Origin of the sequence: Intestinimonas sp. MSJ-38 (assembly GCF_018917925.1) — a bacterium.
Lineage (GTDB): Bacteria > Bacillota > Clostridia > Oscillospirales > Butyricicoccaceae > Pseudobutyricicoccus.
In genome coordinates, this window is sequence record NZ_JAHLPO010000005.1 from 101,123 (window position 1) to 125,088 (window position 23,966).

21 protein-coding genes and 1 other RNA gene are annotated in these 23,966 nt (G+C 60.1%); 19 read left to right on the forward strand and 3 right to left on the reverse strand.

Translation table 11 applies throughout. From position 1 onward, the window contains the following. The first annotated feature begins 37 nt into the window (after positions 1-37). Both KQI26_RS04840 and KQI26_RS04845 read left to right on the forward strand, forming a co-directional pair. Complete coding sequence (locus KQI26_RS04840) at positions 38-745, forward strand: gamma-glutamyl-gamma-aminobutyrate hydrolase family protein (RefSeq protein WP_216503448.1); 708 nt, start codon at positions 38-40, stop codon at positions 743-745. A 334-nt stretch (positions 746-1,079) separates the two neighbouring features. Then, complete coding sequence (locus KQI26_RS04845; RefSeq protein ID WP_216503449.1) at positions 1,080-1,892, forward strand: RsiV family protein; 813 nt, start codon at positions 1,080-1,082, stop codon at positions 1,890-1,892. 224 nt (positions 1,893-2,116) lie between these two features. Here the strand turns inward: KQI26_RS04845 and KQI26_RS04850 are convergent, their stop codons facing one another. The 3 genes from KQI26_RS04850 to rnpB all read right to left on the reverse strand — a co-directional run bounded on the left by KQI26_RS04850 (position 2,117) and on the right by rnpB (position 5,053). After that, entirely contained in the window at positions 2,117-3,187 is a 1,071-nt protein-coding gene (locus KQI26_RS04850) for a hypothetical protein (protein WP_216503450.1), read from the reverse strand. A gap of 585 nt (positions 3,188-3,772) precedes the next feature. Further along, complete coding sequence (locus tag KQI26_RS04855; RefSeq protein WP_216503451.1) at positions 3,773-4,426, reverse strand: GntR family transcriptional regulator; 654 nt, start codon at positions 4,424-4,426, stop codon at positions 3,773-3,775. A gap of 267 nt (positions 4,427-4,693) precedes the next feature. After that, an RNA gene (gene rnpB / locus KQI26_RS04860) (RNase P RNA component class A) lies at positions 4,694-5,053 on the reverse strand. A 366-nt stretch (positions 5,054-5,419) separates the two neighbouring features. On the opposite strand from rnpB, the gene murD reads away from it, so the two are divergent. From murD to KQI26_RS04945, 17 genes are all read left to right on the forward strand, one after another. Beyond that, entirely contained in the window at positions 5,420-6,787 is a 1,368-nt protein-coding gene (gene murD, locus KQI26_RS04865; RefSeq protein WP_216503536.1) for a UDP-N-acetylmuramoyl-L-alanine--D-glutamate ligase, read from the forward strand. A 21-nt stretch (positions 6,788-6,808) separates the two neighbouring features. Next, entirely contained in the window at positions 6,809-7,843 is a 1,035-nt protein-coding gene (locus KQI26_RS04870) for a M42 family peptidase (protein WP_216503452.1), read from the forward strand. A 14-nt stretch (positions 7,844-7,857) separates the two neighbouring features. Beyond that, positions 7,858-8,883: a M42 family metallopeptidase gene (locus KQI26_RS04875; protein WP_216503453.1), complete on the forward strand. Its 1,026-nt coding sequence runs from the start codon at positions 7,858-7,860 to the stop codon at positions 8,881-8,883. Next, positions 8,876-9,883 carry a M20/M25/M40 family metallo-hydrolase gene (locus KQI26_RS04880; RefSeq protein ID WP_253292681.1) on the forward strand — a complete coding sequence of 336 codons (1,008 nt, stop codon included), beginning with the start codon at positions 8,876-8,878 and terminating at the stop codon, positions 9,881-9,883. Before KQI26_RS04875 ends, KQI26_RS04880 begins: the two co-directional genes overlap by 8 nt. Before the next feature lie 17 nt (positions 9,884-9,900). Continuing rightward, on the forward strand, positions 9,901-10,908 hold the full coding sequence (locus tag KQI26_RS04885; RefSeq protein ID WP_216503454.1) for a M20/M25/M40 family metallo-hydrolase: 1,008 nt from the start codon (positions 9,901-9,903) through the stop codon (positions 10,906-10,908). Further along, the gene (locus KQI26_RS04890) at positions 10,905-12,161 is read left to right on the forward strand and encodes a methionine gamma-lyase family protein (protein WP_216503455.1); all 1,257 of its coding nucleotides are present in this window, start codon (positions 10,905-10,907) and stop codon (positions 12,159-12,161) included. The genes KQI26_RS04885 and KQI26_RS04890 overlap by 4 nt, the downstream gene beginning before the upstream one ends. 566 nt (positions 12,162-12,727) lie before the next feature. Beyond that, positions 12,728-13,225, forward strand: a complete 498-nt coding sequence (ruvC, locus tag KQI26_RS04895) for a crossover junction endodeoxyribonuclease RuvC (protein ID WP_118428817.1) — start codon at positions 12,728-12,730, stop codon at positions 13,223-13,225. Between the two features lie 2 nt (positions 13,226-13,227). After that, positions 13,228-13,827 carry a Holliday junction branch migration protein RuvA gene (gene ruvA / locus KQI26_RS04900; RefSeq protein WP_216503456.1) on the forward strand — a complete coding sequence of 200 codons (600 nt, stop codon included), beginning with the start codon at positions 13,228-13,230 and terminating at the stop codon, positions 13,825-13,827. 12 nt (positions 13,828-13,839) lie between these two features. After that, complete coding sequence (gene ruvB, locus KQI26_RS04905) at positions 13,840-14,880, forward strand: Holliday junction branch migration DNA helicase RuvB (protein WP_216503457.1); 1,041 nt, start codon at positions 13,840-13,842, stop codon at positions 14,878-14,880. A 26-nt stretch (positions 14,881-14,906) separates the two neighbouring features. After that, entirely contained in the window at positions 14,907-16,253 is a 1,347-nt protein-coding gene (glmM, locus tag KQI26_RS04910) for a phosphoglucosamine mutase (RefSeq protein WP_216503458.1), read from the forward strand. A 307-nt stretch (positions 16,254-16,560) separates the two neighbouring features. Beyond that, positions 16,561-18,387: a glutamine--fructose-6-phosphate transaminase (isomerizing) gene (gene glmS, locus KQI26_RS04915; protein ID WP_216503459.1), complete on the forward strand. Its 1,827-nt coding sequence runs from the start codon at positions 16,561-16,563 to the stop codon at positions 18,385-18,387. Between the two features lie 366 nt (positions 18,388-18,753). Further along, positions 18,754-19,212, forward strand: a complete 459-nt coding sequence (locus KQI26_RS04920; RefSeq protein WP_216503460.1) for an Lrp/AsnC family transcriptional regulator — start codon at positions 18,754-18,756, stop codon at positions 19,210-19,212. Positions 19,213-19,318: 106 nt separating this feature from the next. After that, positions 19,319-19,897: a sigma-70 family RNA polymerase sigma factor gene (locus tag KQI26_RS04925; protein WP_216503461.1), complete on the forward strand. Its 579-nt coding sequence runs from the start codon at positions 19,319-19,321 to the stop codon at positions 19,895-19,897. 64 nt (positions 19,898-19,961) lie between these two features. Then, entirely contained in the window at positions 19,962-20,246 is a 285-nt protein-coding gene (locus KQI26_RS04930; protein ID WP_216503462.1) for a zinc-ribbon domain containing protein, read from the forward strand. 630 nt (positions 20,247-20,876) lie between these two features. Beyond that, positions 20,877-21,077, forward strand: coding sequence for a DUF1858 domain-containing protein (locus KQI26_RS04935; protein ID WP_118428808.1), 201 nt, complete (start codon positions 20,877-20,879; stop codon positions 21,075-21,077). Positions 21,078-21,158: 81 nt separating this feature from the next. Beyond that, on the forward strand, positions 21,159-21,818 hold the full coding sequence (locus KQI26_RS04940; RefSeq protein WP_216503463.1) for a class I SAM-dependent methyltransferase: 660 nt from the start codon (positions 21,159-21,161) through the stop codon (positions 21,816-21,818). A 38-nt stretch (positions 21,819-21,856) separates the two neighbouring features. After that, entirely contained in the window at positions 21,857-23,560 is a 1,704-nt protein-coding gene (locus KQI26_RS04945) for an NFACT family protein (RefSeq protein ID WP_216503464.1), read from the forward strand. The last annotated feature ends 406 nt before the right edge of the window (positions 23,561-23,966 follow it).

A 23,966-nucleotide genomic window follows, 5' to 3' on the forward strand; every position in this document is an offset into this window, starting at 1 on the left:
GGAAGACCACCTCAGTAAAATAAAGCAGGTGATAAAAATGATCAATGGTAAACTGGTGATCTTGGTTTCTTCGGATTCGGGCGTACTGCAAAGCGGAGCCCGTGAGCTGCGCAGTCCTGCGGCCTATACACGGGCCATTGCAGAAGCTGGAGCCGTGCCGGTGATCGGCGGGGAACAGTGCCCCGAAGAGCTGGCCGATCTGTGCGATGGCCTGCTGCTGTCCGGCGGCCCGGACATCGAGCCGGAGCTGTTCGGCGAGACCATTTATAATGATACCGTCCATATGGACACCCCCCGGACAAAGTACGAATATGCACTGCTCAAGGCTTTCCTGGAAAAGGGCAAGGCCGTGATGGGCATCTGCCGCGGCGAGCAGCTGATCAATGTATACCTGGGCGGCGATATGTACCAGGATCTGGCCCATCAGAAGGGCGTGTTCCACTCTAGCTATGAGCTGCGCCACAAGGTGAAGGCCGAGCCCGGTTCCTTTATTGAGAAGCTGCTGGGCAGCGAGTTCATGGTCAACAGCACCCATCATCAGGCGGTGCGCAGCCTGGCTCCCGGACTCAAGCTGGCGGCCCGTTCGGAGGCCGACGGCGTCATCGAGGCCTATGAGCACGAGAGCCTGCCCATTTTCGGTGTTCAGTGGCATCCGGAGCGCCTGACCAACATCATGCGGGACGAACGCACTCCCGATATGGCGCCCCTCTTTACTTATTTCCTGGAAAAGGTCAAAACTCAGTAGCGTGCCGCTACTCCCATACTGCGCTGCCGCGCTGAGCGACAGAACCAAGACAAAAGCTCTCCTGAAAAGGAGAGCTTTTTGTTTGCACCCTGCCAGGACTGCACCCAGGCCCTTTCCGGGTGATGGTTTATCACACCCGGAGCACGGGGGCCCAGCAACGCATCCCCACCGGAGACAGGAACGGGTCCAGCGGCACGCTGGTTGACGAAAAGAAGGGAAAACGATATAATAACTCTGTATATCGTTTGAATATACCGGTGAAAACCCGGAAAAGCAAAAGAAAAAGGCGCCCCTGCGGCCGCCGAGACCCGGAGGATAGAGAGAGGATAGAGATATGAAACGAAACATCCAGGCCCTGACTGCGCTGCTGCTTTTGCCCGTCTTTTTGATGTCGGGAGGATGCAGCGTCAGCCGTTTCCGCCAGCCCGAGGAAGAGAAGGAAGAAACGGTGAAGCCCGCACCCCAGGACACGCAGCCCACAGACGAAGAGACCGTTTACGAAGCCGACGAGCTTTTGTATGAAAAGCAGCTGGACCTGCCTTCCGGCGGAGTGGCCGCCACCTATCGGGCCGCCCTGCCTCAGTTCAAGGAGGAGGGAAACCAGGGGCTGATCCTGCGGAAAATCAACGAATATTACGAAACCGAGCTCGCCGCGCTCCAGCAGGACTGCGACAGCTATTTCAGCCGGATCCAGGCCTCCTATGGGGATGCGTGGCAGACGGCGGTACAGCCGGTGGCCGATTACCATGTGGATTTTTCCTACGAGCTGGTGCAGCAAAGCGGCGGCCGGATCAGCGTGGTGCGCACTTATCGGTATGTGGACACCAATGTAAAGGACAAGGTGATCTATACCGCCGAGACCTTTGATTGCCAGACCGGCTGGCCGGAAAAGCTCCAGGATCTGTTCATCGAGGACAAGGAAAAGGCCCAGCAGGCCGTTACAGAGCAGATCGAAAAGTGGTGCGGGGAGAATGGCCTGGAGTACAGCCAGCTCACCCCCTTCACCTTTGAAAAGCAGGATGGTTCCTTTGCCATCAGCCAGGATACTCTGTATCTGTGCATGGGGGAAAGCGCCATCAGCGCCCAGAGCGCCGGCGGCCAGCTGGTGAAGATCCCTCTGGAAAACCTGGAAAGCGTTCTGGCTTAGCTTCCCGAACACAGAAAAAAACCTCCCTGATGGGAGGTTTTTTCAGTCTGTCGAAAAACCTATACAACGAAAAGGGTCGTCTGCCCTACCCCTATCAATCCGCAAAAAGCCGCGACCTGTGCGCGGCTTTTTGCACTTCTCAAGGGGCAAGTGTGCGCCAAAGGCGTGCATACAGCCCCTTGCAAAAACTCGAAAAAGTGGCCTAAGCCACTTTTTCGACACGCTCAAAGTACAAAGATCTTCCCTACGACTTCCTCTGCCGTTTGCTGCAAGGCGGGGATGTCCAGATGGGGGCGGTAGAGTGCTTCCAGCTGGTCGTGGCAGCCCTTGGCCTGCCGCAATGCGGCAACGGCATCCTCCAGCAGGGCAAGCTGGATTTTCCGCAGCAGACGCACCTGGGTGCGGATGGGCCGCAGGGATTCCCGGTCGGTGAGCCGTCCCAGATCCAGCCGGCGGAAACAGGGGCCTTCGTAGGGATGCAGGGGAGTGGAGGACACAAAGGCCAGAGACAGTTCCGGGAAGATCAGATGCTCCAGCTTTTCGGGGCAAAGAGGGCAGTAGCAGCCGTAAAAGACCTGGCCCCGCTCCAGAGCCGCCCGGCGGATCTCTTCCAGCAGCACCGGAGCAAAGCCGTGGGGGTCCTCCAGGCAATAGACCCGACGCTGTTTCCCGATGGTCTCGTCAAAGCGAAGCAGCCCCTCTGGGGTGATGCCGGACAGGAAGCGTTTTTTCTCCCGGCCTGGGGTTTTTCCCCGGGGGATCTCCCGGGCGATGATGCCCACGGCCCGGCGGCGCAGCCGTGCCGCATCGGTGATGCCCGAAAGCAGCAGATGCAGCCGGTTTTCCACCTGGCCTGCGGCGGCGGTGAGGGTGAACACCTGGCGATAGCAGGCCGACAGCTTCTGCTGCACCTGCTGGAGAGCATCGGCCTTTTGCACCAGCTCCTCTTCCGAAAGGAAGGGGGGCGGCAGGATGTATCCGCCCTGGGCGCCGGGGAAGGGCAGGTCGATGGTATGCGGGGCGGTGCCGTCGTAGAGGGCCTTGCCCTGCTCCGGGAAGAGCACGCCGTCCAGGGAAGAGGGGTCGGAGGAACAGTGGATGATCTCCATGGGCTGCTGACGGCGGAGGCCTTCCTGGGCGGCCTGCTTCATGGCGGTGGATTTGCCGCAGCCGGGGCCGCCTTTGAAGATGAAGTTCTGGCGGATGGCATCGTCTTCCAGGGCGTTTTCGAAAAAGGAGACAAAGCCCTGGCTGGAGTTTGCTCCCAAAAAGAAACGGTAAGGTTTGTGATTCATGGCGTATTTCCCTCCTGAAAAAGTCTTTCACGCCATTCTATGCGCGGAGTGCCTCCGCGGGCATACTCTCCCCGGTTTTATGCGTCGCGATCCTCGATGCTTCGGCTCCGCCGATAGAGGCCAAAGTGCAATCCTGGCAGGGTGCATAAAAATCCCCCCTTGCGGCGGCGTGCCGCCGCTGCCATACTGCGCTGCCGCGCTGGGTAATCGAACGAAGGCTGGCTGCATTTGCCGCAGGGCAAAGAAAAGCCCCCCTTGTGCAAAGGGGGGACAGCATGGCAACGCCATGCAGGGGGGATTGCAAAGCCGGGGGAATGATTCAGCTGGTTTTCTATTGTCGGGTGCGGGAGCACCGCTTGGCCGTCCGGACACCGGACCGGGAGCACCGCTTGGGTGCGGCGGCTCGCCGTCAATCCCTCAGTCGGCGTTCGCCGACAGCTCCCTTTGCACAAGGGAGGTCCGGTGGCCGGACGGCCATACTTTCTTTGCTTTTCTGCGTACAACCGGCCCGGCGCGGGAGCGCAGTATGGGAGCGGCGGCTCGCCGCCAGCGCGGCAGCGCAGTATGGGTGCAGCGTCACGCTGCCTACATGTATTCGAAGAAGGCGTCCCGGGCGTTGTTCACATGAAGGGCCATGGCCTTTTCGGCGCCGTCCAGGTCGTGATTTTCGATGGCGTTCAGAATGGCCCGGTGCTCCTGGGCGGAGGCCTGAGCCCGGCCGGACTTCACCGAATACTCTCTGGCTTTCTGGATGTAGTTATGGAACAGAGAGAGGATCTGCTTGAGGGGCCGGGAACGGCAGGTATCGTAGATCATCTCGTGGAAGCGGCTGTCCAGGTGCCACACCTGGAGGAAATCCTGTTTTGTGACAAAATACTCCTGAAGCTCCACCACCTGGCGCAGCTCTTCCAGCTCATCATCGCCGATATTCTGAGCGCAGCGGCGGGCGGCCAGGCCCTCGATGCGGGTGCGGATGGTGTAGATATCGTCGATATCCTGGCTGGTGACGCCCACCACCACGGCACCCTTGTTGGGGATGTTCTTCACAAGGCCCTCCAGCTCCAGCTGCATCAGGGCCTCCCGCACCGGGGTGCGGCTCACGCCCAGCTCAGCGGACAGCTTGCCCTCGGTGAGGGAATAGCCCGGCTCAAAGACCCCGTCCAGAATGGCCTTTTCGATCTCTTTGTATACATGCTTGCGCAGGGGATTGCCCCCCAGGGATTCATTGAATTTTTTCACATTGCAACATCCTTTCGTCAAAGGGTGCGTTTTTTCCTTATTATTTTATTATACATGGCAAAGGCCCCGAGCACAAGCCCAGTGCCTGGGCAGTCATATTGCGCTGCCGCGCTGGGCAGCAGAACCGGCGCCGGAGCGATCAGGTGGTGCTGTCCCGCCCGATCAAGGCATCCGGGCGGAGTGATGGGATCACCTGGGCCGCTGCGTGCAGCCCTGTATCTATCTGCAAGAACTGAAAAAGAAGGCATTCACAAAGGATGCCTTCTTTTTTCGAGCAAGCCTATAAGCCGGGTTCTGTCTATGCAGCCATCTATCTGGGACGCCTGTTGCCAGACGCCTCGAGCCACCTCCCGAAAACGGACCGGGCCAGCCCTGCGCCCTGGGGCGCTGTTTTCCTTCCGGTGTTGCTTTGGATAGAGTTTACAGGATCCCCCAGTTGCCTGGGGGGCCGGTGGGCTCTTACCCCGCCTTTCCACCCTTACCATGCAAGGCATGGCGGTATATCTCTGTTGCACTTGTCCTGAAGTCGCCTTCGGCGGATGTTATCCGTTATCCTGCCCTATAAAGCCCGGACTTTCCTCATACACGGCCTTTCGGCACTGTGCACGCGGCTGCTCGGCTTACTCGGATTCCTATTATACACACTCCGTCCCGTCCCTGTCAAGCGGCGGTCCCGTGTCGGGACGGCCAAGCGGCGGTCCCGTGTCGGGACGGCCAAGCGGTGCTGCCGCACCGGGCAACAAAGCGAAAGCCGGCTGCGTCCGCTGATTTTTCTGTGGCGCTCTGCCAGGATTGCACCCAGGCCCCTACCGGTGTTGGCTCGCCAGCACCGGAGCAAAAAAGCAAACAACGCATGATGCCGGAGACAGGAACGACGGCCCGGGCACTGGGCATTGACATTGGCGGCAGATCGGTTACAATAGAGGGTGTCATGTTTTTCTCAGAAAATCACAGGCAGGCGTGCCTGCTGAAAGGGATGATCAAGTGAGCAAAATGGAAGAATTTCTCCGCTCGATGAACGGGAAGGAAGCGGCGGTGCTGGGCATCGGCGTTTCCAACCGCCCCCTCATCGGGCTTTTGTGCAAGGCCGGGGCGTGTGTCACCGCCTGCGATAAAAAAACCAGAGAGCAGCTGGGAGATACCGCCCGCCAGCTGGAAGAAATGGGCGTCAGGCTCCAGCTGGGGGAGGGGTACCTTGAGAACCTGACCCAGGAAGTGATCTTCCGCTCTCCGGGCATCCGGCCCGACCTGCCCTCCCTGGAGCAGGCCAAGGCCCAGGGCAGCCGCCTTACTTCCGAAATGGAAGTGTTCTTTGAAGTCTGCCCCTGTCCCATCCTGGCCGTCACCGGTTCCGATGGCAAAACCACCACGACCACCCTCATCGCCGAAATGCTCAAGGCCGAAGGGAAGCGGGTGTGGCTGGGGGGCAACATCGGCCAGCCCCTGCTGTCCATGGCCGGGGAAATGAAGGCGGAGGACTTCGCCGTGGTGGAGCTTTCCTCCTTCCAGCTGATGACCATGAGCAAGGCCCCCCATGTGGCGGTGGTCACCAATGTGACCCCCAACCATCTGGATGTGCACAAGGGAATGGAAGAATATGTTTCCGCCAAGGAGAATATCTTCCTCGGCCAGGGAAAGGGCGATCTGCTGGTATGTAACCTGGACAACGACCTGAGCGCCGCCATGGCCCCAAAAGCCCCCGGCAAGGTGCGCACCTTCTCCCGGCGGGAAAAGGTGGAAAGCGGGGCCTGGTTCGAAAACGACACCATTTATTATAATGGCACGCCCTGGATCACAAGGGAGGACATCCGCATCCCAGGGCTGCACAATGTGGAAAATTACATGGCGGCCATCTGCGCCGCGGCCGACTACATCCGCCCCGAGACCGCCTTGCAGGTGGCCCGGGAGTTTGCCGGGGTGGAGCACCGGATCGAGTTTGTGCGGGAAGTGCACGGGGTCAAGTATTATAACGACGCCATCGCCACCAGCCCTGCCCGGGCCATCGCCGGGCTGCATTCCTTTGACCAGAAGCTCATCGTCATCGCCGGGGGCTATGACAAGAAGATCCCCTTCGATGCCTACGGCGAAGAAGCCTGCCGCCATGTGAAGCTGCTGATTCTCAATGGGGCCACCGCGCAGAAGCTGCGGCAGGCCGTGGAAAATGCCCCTTCTTATCCTGGCTGCGGCATAAAGATCGCCGAAAAAGCCACTCTGGAAGAAGCGGTGCAGTTTGCCTATGAGCAGGCACAGGAAGGGGATATCGTGACCCTTTCTCCGGTGTGCGCATCCTTTGACGCATACCCCAACTTCATGACGAAAGGCCGGGCCTATAAGGAAATGGTTTCCCGGCTTTCGGAATAAAGACGAAAGAGGTGCAATGGATTGGAACTGGTAAACACCATGAAAAGTCTCACTGACCGCTACGGCGTATCGGGGGATGAATTCGGCGTTTCCGCCCAGGCGGCGGAACTGCTGCGCCCCTATATGGACCGGGTGGAAGTGGATAAGCTGGGCAATGTGATCGGCTGCCGCTCCTGCGGCAGGGAAGGGGCCAAAAAGCTGCTGCTGGACGCCCATCTGGATCAGATCGGCTTTGTCATCACCGAAGTGCTGGAGGAGGGCTTCTGCCGCTTCATCGGCATGGGGGTGGACCCCCGGATGCTGCTGGGCAGCGAGCTGACCGTGCTCACCAAGGACGGCCCCATCCCGGCGGTGGTCAGCTGCATCCCGCCCCACCTGCAAAAGGCCGGGGACAACAAGAAGGCCCTGCCCATTGAAGAGATGGTGCTGGACCTGGGCATGAGCGGGGAAAAGGCCAAGGAGACCGTCCGGGTGGGGGATTACGCCGCCTTCGCCGGAGAGGCCTTCCGGCTGAAAAACGACCTGCTGTGCGGCAAGTCCATGGACGACCGGGCCTGCTTTGTGTGCATCCTGCTGGCTCTGGAAGAGCTGAAAGACAAGGAGCTGGATGTGGACCTCATCGTCCTGGGCAGCACCAAGGAAGAAGTGGGCGGCCATGGCGCCCGGGCCAGAGCCTATCTGGATGCGCCCGATTACGCCATTGCCATCGATGTGTGCCACGCCCGCACCGGGGACAACAAGCCCGAGGACCGGGTCTTTGACCTGGGCGGCGGCCCTGTCATCGGCTTCGGCTCCAACAGCATGCCCAAGTTTGCCCGCCGGCTGTGCGAAGTGGCCCGGGCCAAGGAGATCCCCTATCAGCCGGAAGCGGTGCCCTCTCATTCCGGCACCAACGCCTGGTCCATCCAGCCCATCGAGGGCGGCGTGTGCACAGCGGTGCTCTCCCTGCCTCTGCGGTATATGCACTCCCCGGTGGAAGTGCTGAAGCTGAAAGACATGAAGCATGTGGGGCATCTCCTGGCAGAGTTCACCCTGGGCTTTGACGGCAATCTGTAAAAGGGGGGAGCAAGATGAAAGAAATACTCAAACAGCTGTGCGCCAAAAACGGCGTACCCGGCTATGAAGATGAAGTGCGTCAGTGCATCCGGGACATGGTGGAGCCTTACGCCGATGAGATCATCGAAGACCACCTGGGAAATCTCCTGGTGCTGAAAAAAGGCAAGCAGCCCCGGAAAGCGCCCATGATGGTGTGCGCCCATATGGACGAAGTGGGCTTCCTCATCAGCCGCATCACCTCGGACGGGATGTTCAAGATCGTTCCCTCCGGCGGCATCGACCCCCGGGTCCTGGTGGGCCGGCGGATGGAAGTGGGTCCCCAGAAGGTTCCCGGCGTCATTTCCCTCAAGGCCATCCACCTGACCACTCCCGAAGAGCGGAAGGTGGCCCCCGGCTTTGACACCCTTTATATCGACATCGGCGCTTCCTCCCAGAAGGAAGCGGAACAATACGCCCGGGTGGGGGATTATGCCGCCTTTGACAGCCGCTGGGTGGAGTTCGGTGAGGACCGGATCCGCTCCAAGGCCATCGACGACCGGATCGGCTGCGCCGTCATGGTGCAGCTGATCCGCGAAGGCGTGGAGAAAGATACCTGGTTTGCCTTTGTGGTGGGCGAGGAGATCGGCAGCCGTGGCGCTCAGGCCGCCGCCAGCCGGATCAAACCCCGCTGGGGCCTGGTCATCGAAGGCACCACCGCCGCCGACATCCCCGGCGTACGGGAGCATGAAAGATCCTGCTTCCAGGGTGGCGGGGCCGTTGTGTCCCTGGCCGACCGCGGCTCGGTATACAACCGGGAATTTGTCCGCCGCCTGACCGGCAAGGCCGACGAAGCGGGCATCCGCTGGCAGTACCGGGCCAGCATGAACGGCTCCACCGACGCCGGAGTCATGCACCAGGCCGGAGAGGGCGCTCAGGTGTTCGGCCTGGCCGCTCCTGTGCGGTATATCCATTCGGCCAGCAATGTGCTCCATTGGCCCGATGCAGAGGAAGTGCTGAAAATGGCCCGGCTGGTGGTAAAGGAGGCAGAATGCGATGATTGATATCTTGAAAACATTTACCCATCTGCAAAGTATGGCCCGGCCCTCGGGCTTTGAAAGCCCCTGCGCCCAGGCCATTGCAGAGCTTGCAGGGCCCTATTGTGACGAAGTGAAGATCGACACCCTGGGCAATGTGATCTGCCGCAAAAAGGGGCCGGGGAAGCGCCTGATGATGGCGGCCCACATGGATGTGATCGGCCTGATCATCACCCACATCGACAAAAAGGGCTTCCTCCGTTTTGGGGCCTTGGGCGGCTTTGTGCCCTACCGTCTCATCGGCGCCCGGATGAAGCTGGAAAACGGCATGGGCGGCAGCGTCTGGTGTGACGAAAAGGCCATGGAGGAAAAGAAGCTGGAGGATATCACTCTGGGCGACCTGTATCTGGACATCGGCGCTGAAAGCGAAGAAAGCGCCGGAAAAATGGTGCAGGTGGGGGATGTGGCGGTCTACGAAGGGGAGCCCCAGCAGGTGGGCCAGATGCTTCTGTCTCCGTATTGCGACGATCTGATCGCCTGCGCCGCGCTGCTTTCGGCCATGAGCCAGGTGGAAAAGAGCGAAAACGACCTGTATTTCGTCTTTACCGTCCAGGAGGAAGTGGGTCTGCGGGGCGCTGCCACAGCGGCCTATGCCATCGACCCGGATTTCGGCGTGTGCATGGATGTGACCCGCACCGGAGACAACCCCTCGGAAAAGGCCAAAATGGTGGTCAAGCTGGGGGTCGGTCCCACCATCAAGATCAAGGATGCATCCCTTCTGTGCAATCCCCAGGTGATCGCCCACCTTCGTGAGGCGGCCAAAGAGGGGGATGTGCCCTATCAGGACGAAGTGCTCACCGCCGGCGGCACAGACAGCGCCGCCATCCAGAAGACCCGGGGCGGGGTGCTGTCCGGCTGCATTTCCATTCCCTGCCGGTATATCCATTCCCAGAACGAAATGGTCAGCCTGAAGGATGTGGAGCAAAGCGCCCGTCTCATGGCCCTTTGCGCCCAGCGCACACTGTAAAAGGAGGGGAGAACAAGATGAATTTTGTGAAAACTTTCCGCACTCTTCTGGAAAATGCCTCCCCCTCGGGCTTTGAAGCCCATGGGGCAAAGACCATTGCCGACCTGGCCGCCCCCTATTGCGACAAGGTGAAGATCGACGCTTTGGGCAATGTGATCTGCCGGAAGAAGGGCTCGGGCAAGCGCATCATGGTGGCCGCCCACATGGATGTGATCGGTTTTATGGTGAATCGCTTTGAAAAGGACGGCTTTTTGCAGGTGACCAACATCGGCGGCCATCGGGCCAGCCGTCTGTCGGGCAAAAAAGTGCGGTTTTTGAGCGGCGTGCAGGGCGTGCTCTTTGAGCGGAGCGATGCCGAGCTGAAAACCAAAACCGGAGACAAAGCCGCCATGACCGATCTGTTCCTGGACATCGGGGCCGCTTCCGAGGAAGAAGCCCGCAAGATGGTGCGGGTAGGGGATGTGGCCGTGTTTGATTACGAAGCCAAGGAGATCGGCGACGGACTTTTGATGTCCCCCTATTGCGACAACCTGGCCTCCTGCGCCGCCATGCTCTGCGCCATGAGCCAGGTGAAGAAGACGGAAAATGACCTGTATTTCGTCTTTACCGTCCAGGAAGAGCAGGGGCTGAAAGGCTCCAAGACCTCGGCCCACGCCATCGAGCCCGACCTGGGTATCGCCATCGACCTGACCCACGCCGGGGACTGCCCGGGGGCCGCCGATGGGGAAGTGAAGCTGGGGAAAGGCCCCGCCATCAAGGTCAAGGACGCTTCCTTGATCTGCACCCCGGAAGCGGTGGAGCATCTGCGGAGATCCGCCGAGGAAAACGGCATTTCCTATCAGGACGAAGTGCTGCTGCGAGGCGGCACCGATACCGCCTCCATTCTGGTCAGCCGGGATGGCGTGCCCTCGGGCTGCGTGAGCATCCCCGGCCGGTATATCCATTCCACTGCCGAAACCATTTCTGTGAAAGACGGAGAACAGGCCGCCGTCCTTCTGGCCCGGGCCTGCGAGAAGGAGCTATGAGCACATTTGATTTTTCACCGGCCCTTTGGGACCTCTGCCGCAAGGCAGAGGCCAAGGCCCGGGGCCGGTTTGCGCTTTTGGAGCAGCGGGCCAGCTGCAACACCGCAAAAATTCTGTCGGCCTTTTCGGAGCATCGGGTGAGTGACGCCTGCTTCGGCGGCACCACCGGCTATGGCTATGACGACATGGGCCGGGACAAGCTGGACCAGATCTACGCCCAGGTATTCGGGGCGGAGAAGGCCCTGGTGCGCACCGGCTTTGTCAACGGCACCCACACCATTGCCGCCGCCATGTTCTCCTGCGTCGGCGCCGGGGATGTGTTCTTGTCTGTAACCGGCAGTGTCTATGACACTTTGCAGACGGTGGTAGGCCTGCGGGGCAAGGTGGGGGGCACCTTTGCCGATTACGGCATCGGCTACCGGGAAGTGCCTTTGAAAGAGGGACGGCCCGACCTGCCCGCCATCGAGCAGGCCGCCGCCGGGTCTCAGGTAAAGGGAGTATTCATTCAGCGCAGCCGGGGTTATGCCCAGCGGCAGACCCTGTCCTGCGAGGAAATCGGGGAGATCTGCAAGGTGGTGCGGAAGGTCAACCCGGATGCCGCCATTGTGGTGGACAACTGCTACGGCGAGTTTGTGGAGGAAACCGAGCCCACCCAGCACGGAGCCGATCTCACGGCCGGATCTCTCATCAAGAACCCCGGCGGCGGCCTGGCTCCCACCGGCGGCTACATCGCCGGACGGGCTGACCTTGTGGAGCGGGCGGCCTTCCGCCTGACGGTGCCGGGCATCGGCGGAGAGTGCGGCGCCACTCTGGGGGTCAACCGGTCTTTGTATCAGGGATTGTTCATGGCGCCCCACACCGTGTGCCAGGCGCTGAAAACGGCGGTATTCGCCGCGGCCCTGCTGGAGGAGATGGGCTTTTCGGTGTCTCCCGGAAGCGGGGAGGAGCGCCATGACATCATCCAGACGGTGGACTTCGGCAAGCCGGAGCCGCTGCTGGCTTTCTGCCGGGGCATCCAGGCGGGAGCGCCGGTGGATTCCTTCGCCGCGCCGGAGCCCTGGGATATGCCGGGCTATGATTGCCCGGTGGTCATGGCGGCGGGGGCCTTTATCCAGGGCTCGTCCATCGAGCTTTCCTGCGATGCGCCCATGCGTGAGCCCTATACCGCCTTTCTGCAGGGCGGCCTGACCTATGAAGCCGGACGGCTGGGGGTCATGGCCGGCGCCAAGTACATTCTGGAAATGGAAAAATAAAAAGAATCAAAAAGCATCAAAAAAGCGGCAGAAGCCGCTTTTTTGATGCTTCCAGCGTGACGCTGGCGGCGAGCCGCCACTCCCGGCCCAGTGCCTGGGCTGTCATACTGCGCTCCCGGCCCAGTGCCTGGGCTGTCATACTGCGCTGCCGCGCCCGGCAACAAAAACCAGCCTTTTCTGCGGCACTCTGTTAGGATTGCACCAAGGCCCCTACCGGTGTTGGCTCGCCAGCACCGGAGCACCGAGGAATAGCAACGCATACAGCCGGGGAGAGTTTTGGGTGCAGCGTCACGCTGCCGCCACTCCCGGCCCAGTGCCTGGGCTGTCATACTGCGCTCCCGCGCCCGGCAACAAAAACCAGCCTTTTCTGCGGCACTTTGTTAGGATTGCACCAAAACCCCTCCCGGCGCTGGCTCGCCAGCATCGGAGCACCGAGGAATAGCAACGCATACAGCCGGGGAGAGTATGGCCGTCCCGACACGGGACTGCAAATTTGTCGTTGTGCTATCAGGTAAACCGTAGTATAATAGATTTGTATATCTGCAAATGGAAAGGCGGCAAAGTGCATGGTGATACTGGGGATCGACCCGGGGTATGCCATTGTGGGCTATGGCGCCGTGGAAGTTGACAAAGGCCGGATGCGTGCCCTGGGCTATGGGGCCATCACCACCCCCGCCGGGGTGCCTCTGCAAAACCGGCTGCTGGAGATTTATCAGGATATGCTCACCCTGCTGGATCATTTCAAACCCGATGCGGTGAGCGTGGAGGAGCTGTTTTTCAACACCAATGTGACCACCGGCATCGCCGTAGGCCATGCCAGAGGGGTGATCCTGCTCAGCATTGCCCAGAAGGGCCTGCCTTTTTATGAGTACACCCCCGGCCAGGTGAAGCAGGCGGTGGTGGGCTATGGCAAGGCGGAAAAACGCCAGGTGATGGAGCTGACCCGGAACATCCTGGGCCTCCGAAAGATCCCCCGGCCCGATGACGCCGCCGATGCCCTGGCCCTGGCGGTGTGTCATGCCCACAGCGCCTCCTCCCGAATGTTTGAAAACAGGAGTACATAAGGATGTTTCATCATATCAAAGGAACGGTTTTTCATGTGGACCCAAACCGGGTGGTGCTGGACAACGGCGGGGTGGGGTATGGCATCAACACCTCCTTTTTCTCGGCCTCGGCGGTGAAAAAGGGGGAGGAAGCCCTGTTTTACACCTATCTCCATGTGCGGGAGGACGCCATGGAGCTTTATGGCTTTGCCGCCGAGGAGGAGCTTTCCTGTTATAAGATGCTCACTTCCATCTCCGGGGTGGGGCCCAAGGCGGCCCTGGCCATTTTGTCGGTGGTCACCCCGGAAAAACTGGCCCTGTGCGTCATTTCCGAGGACGAAAAGGCCCTGACCAAAGCCCCCGGCGTGGGGAAAAAGCTGGCCCAGCGGATCATTCTGGAGCTGAAAGACAAACTGGCCAAAAGCCAGCTGTCGGTCTCCGGCACATCCGGGGTGGAGCTGCCTTCGCCGCAAGTCAATATGGGCTCTGCCGGGGAGGCTCTGGCCGCCCTCACCGTGCTGGGCTATGGCCGGGCCGAAGCCGCCGAGGCCCTGGGAGGCCTGGACGAAAGCCTGCCGGTGGAGGAGCTGGTGCGCCAGTGCCTGAAAAAGCTCATGCGGTAATGGGGGATCACAGTGGCAATCGAATTTGAAAAGGATCTGGAAGAAGAACGGATCGTCACCAGCAGCTTGACAAAAGAGGACGAAGGGGAAAACTCCCTGCGCCCTCGGAAGCTGAATGAATACATCGGCCAGAGCAAGGCCAAGGACAATCTGTCGGTGTTCATCGAAGCCGCCCGGCAGCGGGGGGAGCCTTTGGACCATGTGCTGCTCTATGGCCCGCCGGGCCTGGGCAAAACCACCCTGGCCGGCATCATTGCAAACGAAATGGGGGTCAATATCCGCATCACCTCCGGCCCGGCCATCGAGAAGGCAGGGGATCTGGCGGCTCTTTTGACCAACCTCAATGAAAACGATGTGCTTTTTATCGATGAGATCCATCGCCTGAACCGCAGCGTGGAAGAGGTGCTCTATCCCGCCATGGAGGACTATGCCCTGGATATCATCATCGGCAAAGGCCCTGCTGCCCGGTCCATCCGGCTGGATCTGCCCAAGTTCACCCTCATCGGGGCCACCACCCGGGCGGGACAGCTGACTTCGCCCTTGCGGGACCGGTTCGGGGTGATGCTCCGGCTGGAAATGTATTCCGCCGGGGAACTGCAGAAGATCGTCACCCGCAGCGCCGGGATATTGGGCATCGACATCGAGCCGGAAGGGGCCCTGGAAGTGGCCATGCGCAGCCGGGGCACCCCCCGTATCGCAAACCGGATCCTGAAACGGGTGCGGGACTTTGCCCAGGTGAAGGGGGGCGGCTCCATCACACGAGAGATGGCCGACCTGGCCCTCAGCGCCCTGGAGATCGACAAACTGGGGCTGGACATGACCGACCGGCGGATGCTGGAGAGCATCATCTATAATTTCCGGGGCGGCCCGGTGGGGCTGGAGACCCTGGCGGCCACCATCGGGGAAGAGGCCGTGACATTGGAAGATGTGCAGGAGCCGTATCTCATGCAGATCGGCTTTCTCACCCGCACGCCCCGAGGGCGCTGCGTCACCAAAAAAGCCTACGATCATTTGAATATCCCGTTTCTCGGCCAGCAGGAGCTGACGCTGTAAACGGGCAAGAAGGGGTAAGAAAGAAAATGGGTAAATATTTTGGAACAGACGGCATCCGTGGGGTGGCCAATCAGGAACTGACCTGCACTCTGGCCTTTAAGGCCGGGTTTGCCGCCGCCAGTGTGCTGACAAAGGAGCTTTCCCACAAAGCCAAGATCTATATCGGCCGGGACACCCGGATCTCCGGGGATATGCTGGAATGTGCTCTGGCCGCAGGCATCTGCGCCGCCGGGGCCGACGCCGTGCTGCTGGGGGTCATCCCCACACCGGCTGTGGCCTACCTCACCGTGGAGCACAAGGCCGATGCGGGCATCGTCATTTCGGCGTCCCACAATCCTTTTGAGCACAACGGCATCAAGATCTTCGGCTCCAACGGCTGCAAGCTGTCCGACGAGCTGGAAGCGGCGGTGGAAGCGCTGATCGACGATCCTTCCGGGGCCTCTCCGGTCACCGGCGGCAAGATCGGCCGGGTGCAGCCCATGGCCCATGCCGCCTGCGATGAATATGTGGCCCATGTGGCCGGGGCCGCCGGGTCTCTCAAGGGTCTGCACATCGTCGTGGACTGCGCCAACGGCGCATCTTCCCGCACGGCGCCCAGCCTGTTCCAGCGGCTGGAGTGCGAAACCGACCTGATCTTCTGCCAGCCCGACGGCATCAACATCAACACCGGCTGCGGCTCCACCCATATGGAGGCCCTGTGCAAAAAGGTGCGGGAAGGGTCTTATGACCTGGGCGTGGCCTTTGACGGTGACGCCGACCGGTGCCTGCTGGTGGACGAAAAGGGCGAAGTCATCGACGGCGACCAGATCATGGGCGTGTTGGCCGCGGCGCTCAAGAAGCAGAACAAGCTGAAAGGCGGCGTTGTGGCCACCGTCATGTCCAACCTGGGTCTGAAAAACTTCCTCAAGGACAAGGGCATCCCCATGGCCGCCACCAAGGTAGGGGACCGGTTCGTGCTGGAGCAGATGCAGAAGGACGGCTGGAACCTGGGCGGCGAGCAGTCGGGCCATGTGATCCTCACCGACCACGCCACCACCGGCGACGGCGAGCTGACCGCCGTCACCTTCCTCAAGGTGCTGAAGGAAAGCGGCAAGAAGGCATCCGTTCTGGCCGGTGAGATCGCCCATTACCCCCAGAAGATGATCAATGTGCCGGTGCCCAACGACAAAAAGAAGACGGTAGCCGAGCAGCCGGAAGTGCAGGCCATCAGCCAGGAGATTGGGGAGGTCTTTGGTGAAAATGGCCGCATCCTCATCCGTCCTTCGGGCACCGAGGCCCTGGTGCGGGTGATGGTGGAAGGCCAGGACGAAAAGCTGGTGAATGAAATGGCTCAGAAGGCCGCCAAGGTCATCGAGGAGCTGTATTCCAAATAAAAACCCTGTCTTTTGAAGGACAGGAAAGGGGTAAGCCTTTACACCCATATCCCCGGTTTTTGCCGGGGATATGGGGAAGAAAAGGCCCAAGCAATGGAAAGGCGGTGAGGCCGCGCAAGAGCAGAAGCAAAGAAAAAGCGCCGGGACTGCCTGCGGGCAGTTGACGAGGTGGGGGAGGATCGAACCATTCGGCGGATGCCCCCTGCGCATTGACGCCTGGCCATGAAGCGGAGGAGAGAAAAAGGGCGGGTGACCGCCGTGACAACATCCCTGCAGGCGTTAATTTTAATTTGGAGGAAAAATTCTTATGTGCGGAATCGTAGGATATGTGGGCCGGGAAGAGGCCGTGCCCGTTTTGCTGCAAGGACTGTATAAGCTGGAGTACCGTGGGTATGACTCCGCCGGTGTGGCGGTGCTGCGCCCCGAGGGGCTGAAGGTGGTCAAGACCAAGGGCCGTATCAAGAACCTGGAGGACAAGGTGCAGCAGGTGGGCGGCATGGAATCCACCTGCGGCATTGGTCACACCCGGTGGGCCACCCATGGCGAGCCTTCCGATGTGAATGCCCATCCCCACATCAGCCGCAATGGACGGATCGCCATCGTCCACAACGGCATCATCGAAAACTATCTGGAACTGCGGGAAATGCTCACCAAAGAGGGCTATGAGATGCAGTCCCAGACCGACACCGAAGTGGTGGCCCATCTGTTTGAGTATCACTTCAAGGGGGATATGATGCAGGCCCTGATGGACACCGTGAAGGATCTGCGGGGCAGCTATGCTCTGGGCATTCTGTCTGCCGACGACCCCGGCGAGATCTATTGCACCAAGCGGGACAACCCGCTGATCATCGGCGTGGGCGAAGGGGAGAACCTGATCGCCTCCGACATCCCCGCCATCATCCAGAAAACCAAGCACTATATCGTGCTGGAAGACAACCAGATCGCCCGCATCACGCCGGATTCGGTGGAGGTGTTCAACGCCTTCGGCCAGAAGCTGGAACCCGAAGTGCAGACGGTGAACTGGGACATTTCCTCGGCGGAAAAGGGCGGCTATGAGCACTTTATGATCAAGGAGATCATGGAGCAGCCCAAGGCCCTGCGGGACACCATCTCCCCCCGGATCGAGGGCGACCTGCCCCGGCTGGAGGAGTGCGGCCTCACCGACGAGATCTTCCACAATCTGCGGAACATCCACATTGTGGCCTGCGGCTCGGCTCTCCATGCCGGTCTGGTGGGCAGAGAGGTCATCGAGCGGTTTGCCCGTGTGCCGGTTTCGGCATCGGTGGCTTCGGAGTTCCGGTATCGCAACCCCATCATCGGCAAAGAGGATCTGTGCATCGTCATCAGCCAGTCCGGCGAGACGGCAGACACCCTGGCCGCCATGCGTGAGGCCAAGAAGCGGGGCGCCCGCACCATTGCCATTGTCAATGTGGTGTCCTCTTCGGCGGCCCGGGAAGCCGACAGCGTGCTGTACACCTGGGCTGGTCCCGAGATCGCCGTTGCCACCACCAAGGCCTATTCCGCCCAGCTGGCGGCGCTGTACCTGGTGGCCGTCAAGGCCGGCCTGGCCCGGGGCACTCTCACCGAGGAAGAGGGCAAGGAGTATTGCCGGAAGATCAATGAGCTGCCTGATCTGATCGGCGAGGCTCTGCGCACCCGGCCCCAGATCCAGTATCTGGCTTCTCTGTACAGCAACCGTCAGAGCGTCTTTTTCATCGGCCGCGGGGTGGATTATGCCGCCGCTCAGGAGGCATCCCTGAAGCTGAAGGAGATTTCCTACATCCACAGCGAGGCCTATGCCGCCGGTGAGCTGAAGCACGGCACCATTTCCCTCATCGAGGACGGTACCCTGGTGGTGGCCATGGCCAACGACAAGGCGCTGTATGAAAAGACTCTGTCCAATGTGAAGTCGGTGAAGGCCCGCGGCGCCAGCGTGATCATGGTGACCAATGAGGAAGTGGAACCCGATCCGGAGATCTGCGACTTTGTGGTGAAGATCCCCGATTGTGACCCGGCCCTGTCGGCGTCCCTGTCCATCATCCCCATGCAGCTGTTCTCTTATTATATGGGCGTGTATCGGGGCTGCGATATTGATAAACCCCGCAACCTGGCCAAATCCGTCACCGTCGAATAGCCCAGTGCCTGGGCCCCCGTTCCTGTCTCCGGTGGGAATGCGCTATGGGCCTTATTGCTCCGGGTGTGATAAACCATCACCCGGAAAAGGCCTGGGTGCAGTCCTAGACAAGTGAATCAAAAAGGCTCCCCCTCGGGGAGCCTTTTTTGTTTGGCTTCGTTCTGTTGCTTAGCGCGGCAGCGCAGTATGGGTGCAGCGTCACGCTGCCGCAGCTTGCCTGCGGAGGCACTCCGCCGCCGAAAATAATAAAGGAAATGGGAAATAAATCTTGCATCACAGGCAAAATTCCGTATAATATTTCTGTAACACCATCGACAACACTATTGACCGGACGGCCCGGAGCCTTCCGGGAGGAGGAATCAATTCATGGATGAGATCGATGTCAAAATACTGCGCTGCCTGAAGAACAACGCCAGAGAAAACGCCTCGGTGATCAGCGAGAAGGTGAGCATGTCGGTGTCCGCCGTCATCGAGCGCATTCGCAAGCTGGAAAACTCGGGGATGATCCGGCAGCACACCACCATCATCGATCAGGTCAAGGCCGGGAAAGATGTGACCAGCTTCATTTCCATCAGCCTGGAGCACCCCAAGTATATCGAATGTTTCACCAATTTCGTCAAGGACAACAAGGAGATCCTGGAGTGCCATTACATCACCGGGGACTTTGACTTTATGCTCAAAGTGGTCACCAACTCCACCCAGACCCTGGAGCGGGTGCTCAACCAGATCAAAAGCGTCAATGGAGTGAAGATGACCAAAACCATCGTCATCCTTTCCACGGTGAAAAACGAATATTCGGTGGACCCGGAGGAAATATTGAAATAGGGGAGACCCTCCCGGGAAGACTTGGATAATTCTTCTTGACAAAGGCCGAAAAGGTGGAGTATACTGGCATCGTGTTAGACACTTTTGCACAGCGAGGGCCCCTTTTATGCCACAGGAAAACCAGTTTTTTCACAAAGCTCTCTCCCAGGGGGAAGAAGAGGAGCTGGCCCGGCGGTATGCCCGTCTGGTGCAGTCCTGTGTGCGGCCGTATTTTCTCACCGGCGGCGATTATGACGATTTGGTGCAGGAAGGAATGATCGGCCTGCTCAAGGCCATCCGGGAATATGATCCCGCCCGCTCTCAGAATTTTGAAGCCTTCGCCGCTTTGTGCATCCGCCGTCAGGTTTATGACGCCCTCCGCCGCAGCAAGCGGAAGGACGGCCATCTTCACATCGAGTATGTGGAGCGGGCGGAAGGGGATGGGGAGGGTTTGCCTCGCGGTTCGGCCTCCCAGGACCCGGAAGCACAGTTTCTGGCAAAAGAGTCGGCATGGGAGATCCAGAAAGCGTTATCCGGGCTGTTGTCTGCCTTTGAAACGGCTGTGCTGCGATCCTATCTGGAAGGCTACACTTCTTCGGAAATTGCCGAAGCGCTCCATCGCACGCCCAAGGCGGTGGAAAACGCCATCGGCCGTATCCGGCGCAAGCTGGCCAAATATCTGCAACAAGGGCGACAGCAGGATTGACTCCTGTTCGCAATAAAATCATCCAATCCCATCCGAATGGGAGAAAAAAGAGAGGTAACGCATCATGTTCCAGGACAAAACACTCGTTTGCAAAGAATGCGGCAATGAATTCGTTTTCACCGCCGGTGAGCAGGAATTCTACGCCGAGCGTGGCTTCCAGAACGAGCCCCAGCGCTGCAAGGCCTGCCGCGACGCCAGAAAGTCTGCCGCCCGTGGCCCCAGAGAGTATTTCACTGCCACTTGCGCCGCTTGCGGCAAAGAGGCCAGAGTGCCCTTCGAGCCCAAGAGCGACAAACCCGTTTATTGCAGCGAATGCTTCGCCAAGATGAAGGAGGAGCGGCAGGCCTAAGCAGCGTGACGCTGCACCCGTTCCTGCGCTGCCGCGCTAGGCAACAGAACGAAAGTTGGTTGTTTTCTCTCCGGCAAAGAGAGAAACGGCCGTCCCGCCACGGGACCGCTGCTGCGCCAGGCAGCAGAACCAAGGCCAGTTGTTTTTTCTCAGGCAAAGAGAGGAACGACAGCCCAGGCACTGGGCCCGCTGCCGCGCCAGGCAGCAGAACCAATGCTGCTTCTGTTTCGATCAGACAATCAACGCCAGCGGAATTTTTCCGCTGGCGTTCCTATCTTTTCTCAGGCTGGTTGGGTGCAATCCGGCAAAGAAGGCTCCCTTGTGCAAAGGGAGCTGTCGGCCAGCGCCGACTGAGGGATTGAGGTGCAGCGTCACGCTGGTCCCGTGTCGGGACGGCCAGACTCTCTTTGTCTTTCTTCATACAATCTGCCAGGTGCGGGAGCACAATACGACTGCCCAGGCACTGGGCCCGAAATAACACGCCGCCAATGCCGGAAATCCCTAAAAAGGATTTCCGGCAGCCTTCACCGCAGTGAAGGCTCTGGCCCGCCTGGGGTTGAAATGGGGAGAAAATTCGTGTATAATATAATAAGAAAAGATTCCATGTCAGTGGGATGGGAGGTGTAAACAATGGTCGTAACAAGAGATACCACCATCGGTGAGGTGCTGGCCGAGGACATGGGCGCCGCCCGTTTCTTCTTCGAGATCGGCATGCACTGTGTGGGCTGCCCCTCTTCCAGCGGCGAATCCATCGCCGAGGCCTGCGTGGTGCACGGCACCAACGAGGACGAGCTGGTGAGCAAGCTGAACGAGTATTTCCAGTCCAAATAAGAAAACGGACAAAGGCGGCAGGTCGGGACAAAGGCCTGCCGTTTTCTTTTGCTTTGCGTTTGAGAAAGGGGAGAAAGGGCCATGGTGTTTTCCAAGCGAATGGAGGCGTTGGCCGATTTATGCCAGGGCGCCCGGCGGGTGATCGATGTGGGGTGCGACCATGCCCAGCTATGCGCTCTGCTGGTGACGGAGTACGGCGTGGAGCACGCTTTTGCCTCGGACATCCGCCCGGGCCCTCTGGAAAATGCCCGGCGCACCATAGCGGAGCTGGGGCTTGAAAGCAGGATCACCCCGGTGCTCTCCGACGGCCTGGACGCCTTCGGCCCCGGGGACGGAGATGCGGTGATCATCGCCGGTATGGGCGGGGAGGAGATGACCCTTATTCTCTCCCGGGCCCCCTGGGCCGGGGACAACGGGGGACAGGTAATTTTGCAGCCCATGACCAACATCCCCAAGCTGCGCCAGTGGCTGGCGGAGAACGGCTATCATGTAAAGAAAGAGCGGGTCATAAAGGAAGGGCGCAAGGTTTATACAGCCATGAATATTCAAAAAGGCGCTGATGAAAGCGGTGCCCGGGAGTATGCATATTTATTCGGAACGGCCCTTTTGCAGGACCCGCTGTGGCCTCTTTACAAGGAAAAGCTGCTGACGAAGTACGGCGCCAGCGCCCGTGGCCAGGAGCAGGCCGGGCTTTCGGACACGCCGGAGCAGCGCATTTTCCGGCTGCTCCAAAACCTTTGAGCCTTTGATTTGATCTTTTCGGGAAGGATGAGAAGAATATGTCCATGGACGCCATCACCATCGACGGCCTGTGCCGCCAGCTGCAGCAGGAGCTTTCGGACAGCCGGGTGGATAAGATCTTCATGCCTCGGCGGGAGGAGGTCATTTTGTCTCTGCGCAGCCGCCGGGGGGCCTGGAAACTGGTGATTTCCTGCTCCGGTGCCGGGGGCCGGGTGTATCTCACCGGGAAAAAGACCGAAAACCCCGATGCGCCCCCCATGTTCTGCATGCTGCTGCGCAAGCACCTCACCGCCGCCCGGCTTCTGGAAGTGAGCCAGCCGGAGCATGAGCGGATGCTGCTCTTCCGGTTTTCCGCCTATGACGATTTTGGAGAGCTGTCGGAAAAATCCCTGGCGGTGGAGTTGACAGGCCGGCGGAACAACCTGATTCTGCTTTCGGGAGACGGCACCATTCTGGGCTGCCTGAAAAAGGTGGACAGCGAAATGTCCCCCCAGCGGCCCATCCTGCCTGGGCTGCACTACCGGATGCCTCCCCGGCCTGTGCGCCGCAGCCTGCTGGCCCTGACAGAGGAGGAAGCCCGGGCCCTGGCGAAAAAAGCCCTTTCCCAGGAAGAGGGGGCCAAAGCCCTCACCGGGGAGCTGGATCTGGTGTCCCCCCTCATCGCCCGGGAGCTGTGGCACCGGGGCGGGGGCAGGGAAGAAGCCCTGGCCGCAGAGATCATGGACCTTTCCCGCCGGGTGCAGGAAGGGGACTACCAGCCCACCTTGCTGCGCCGGGGGGAGGAATATGTGGACTTTTCCTTCATGCCCATGAGCCATCTGGGCGAGGACACCCAGAACCTGCCCCAGGAGGGCTTTTCCCAGATGATCGAAAGATTTTATGGGGAGCGGGCGTCGGAAGAGCGGCGGAAATCGGTGTCCTCGGCCCTGGAAAAGCGGATGGCCAACCAGGAAAGCCGCCTTGTGCGCAAGCTGGCCAACCAGCGCAACGACTTGCTCCGGGCCGAAAAGCGGGAGGATCTGAAACGCCGGGCCGATCTGATCATGGCCAACATCCATATGATCCCTCAGGGGGCGGAGAAAGTCACCGTCACCGACTATTTTTCCCCCGATCTGCCCCAGGTGGAGCTGGAGCTGGATGGGGACAAGACCCCGCAGCAGAACGCCCAGGCCTTATTTAAGGAATACACCCGGATGAAAAACGCCCAGCAGGCCCTAGAGGAGCAGATCGTCCAGGGGGAGCAGGAGCTGGAGTATGTGCAAAGCGTCCAGCTGGCCTTGCAGCAGGCCCGGGACATCAAGGAAGTCAACGCCATCCGGGAAGAGCTGCTGGAAAGCGGCTATCTCCGCTCCAAGGAGAAGCACCCCAAAAAGAAAAAGCCCGCCGTCTTCCAGCCAAGAGAATACACCTCGCCTTCGGGCCTGCGCATTCTCTGCGGCCGGAACAACCGGGAAAACGATCAGCTCACCCTGCGCACCGCCGGGAAAAATGACCTGTGGTTCCATTCCCAGAAGGCCCCCGGCTCCCATGTGATCCTCTTCACCCAGGGCCAGACCCCCACGGGGGAGGATCTGGAGTACGCCGCCCGGATCGCCGCGGGACATTCCAGGCTGGCCAAGCAAAGCCTGGCCCCTATCGATTACGCCCTGGCCCGTCATGTGAAAAAGCCCGCCGGGGCCAAGCCGGGTATGGTGATTTACACCGATTATAAGACCCTGTTTGTCCGTCCGCTGGAAGACTAGCGGCCAGCGTGACGCTGGACCCATACTGCGGCGGCGTGGCGCCGCTGCCATATTGCGGCGGAGTGCCTCCGCTCCCATACTGCGCTCCCGCGCTGGGCAGGTTGTATCAAGAAAAGCAAAGATAATATGGCCGTCCGGCCACCGGACCAGCGTGACGCTGGACCCGTTCCTGTCTTTGCTTTTGCCGGTTGTGTCCACCTGGGCAAAGAAAGTCTGGCCGTCCCGACACGGGACTTCCCCGACCTTTTTCGCGCCCCAGGCCCAGTGCCTGGGCGGCCATACTCTCCCAGGCTGTATGGGCTGCTGTGCCTGGGTATTCCGGGGCTGGCGGTGAGCCCCGGAAGGGGCCAGAGTGCAATCCTGGCAGGGTGCATGACAAAAGGCCTTCCCAAAGGAAGGCCTTTTG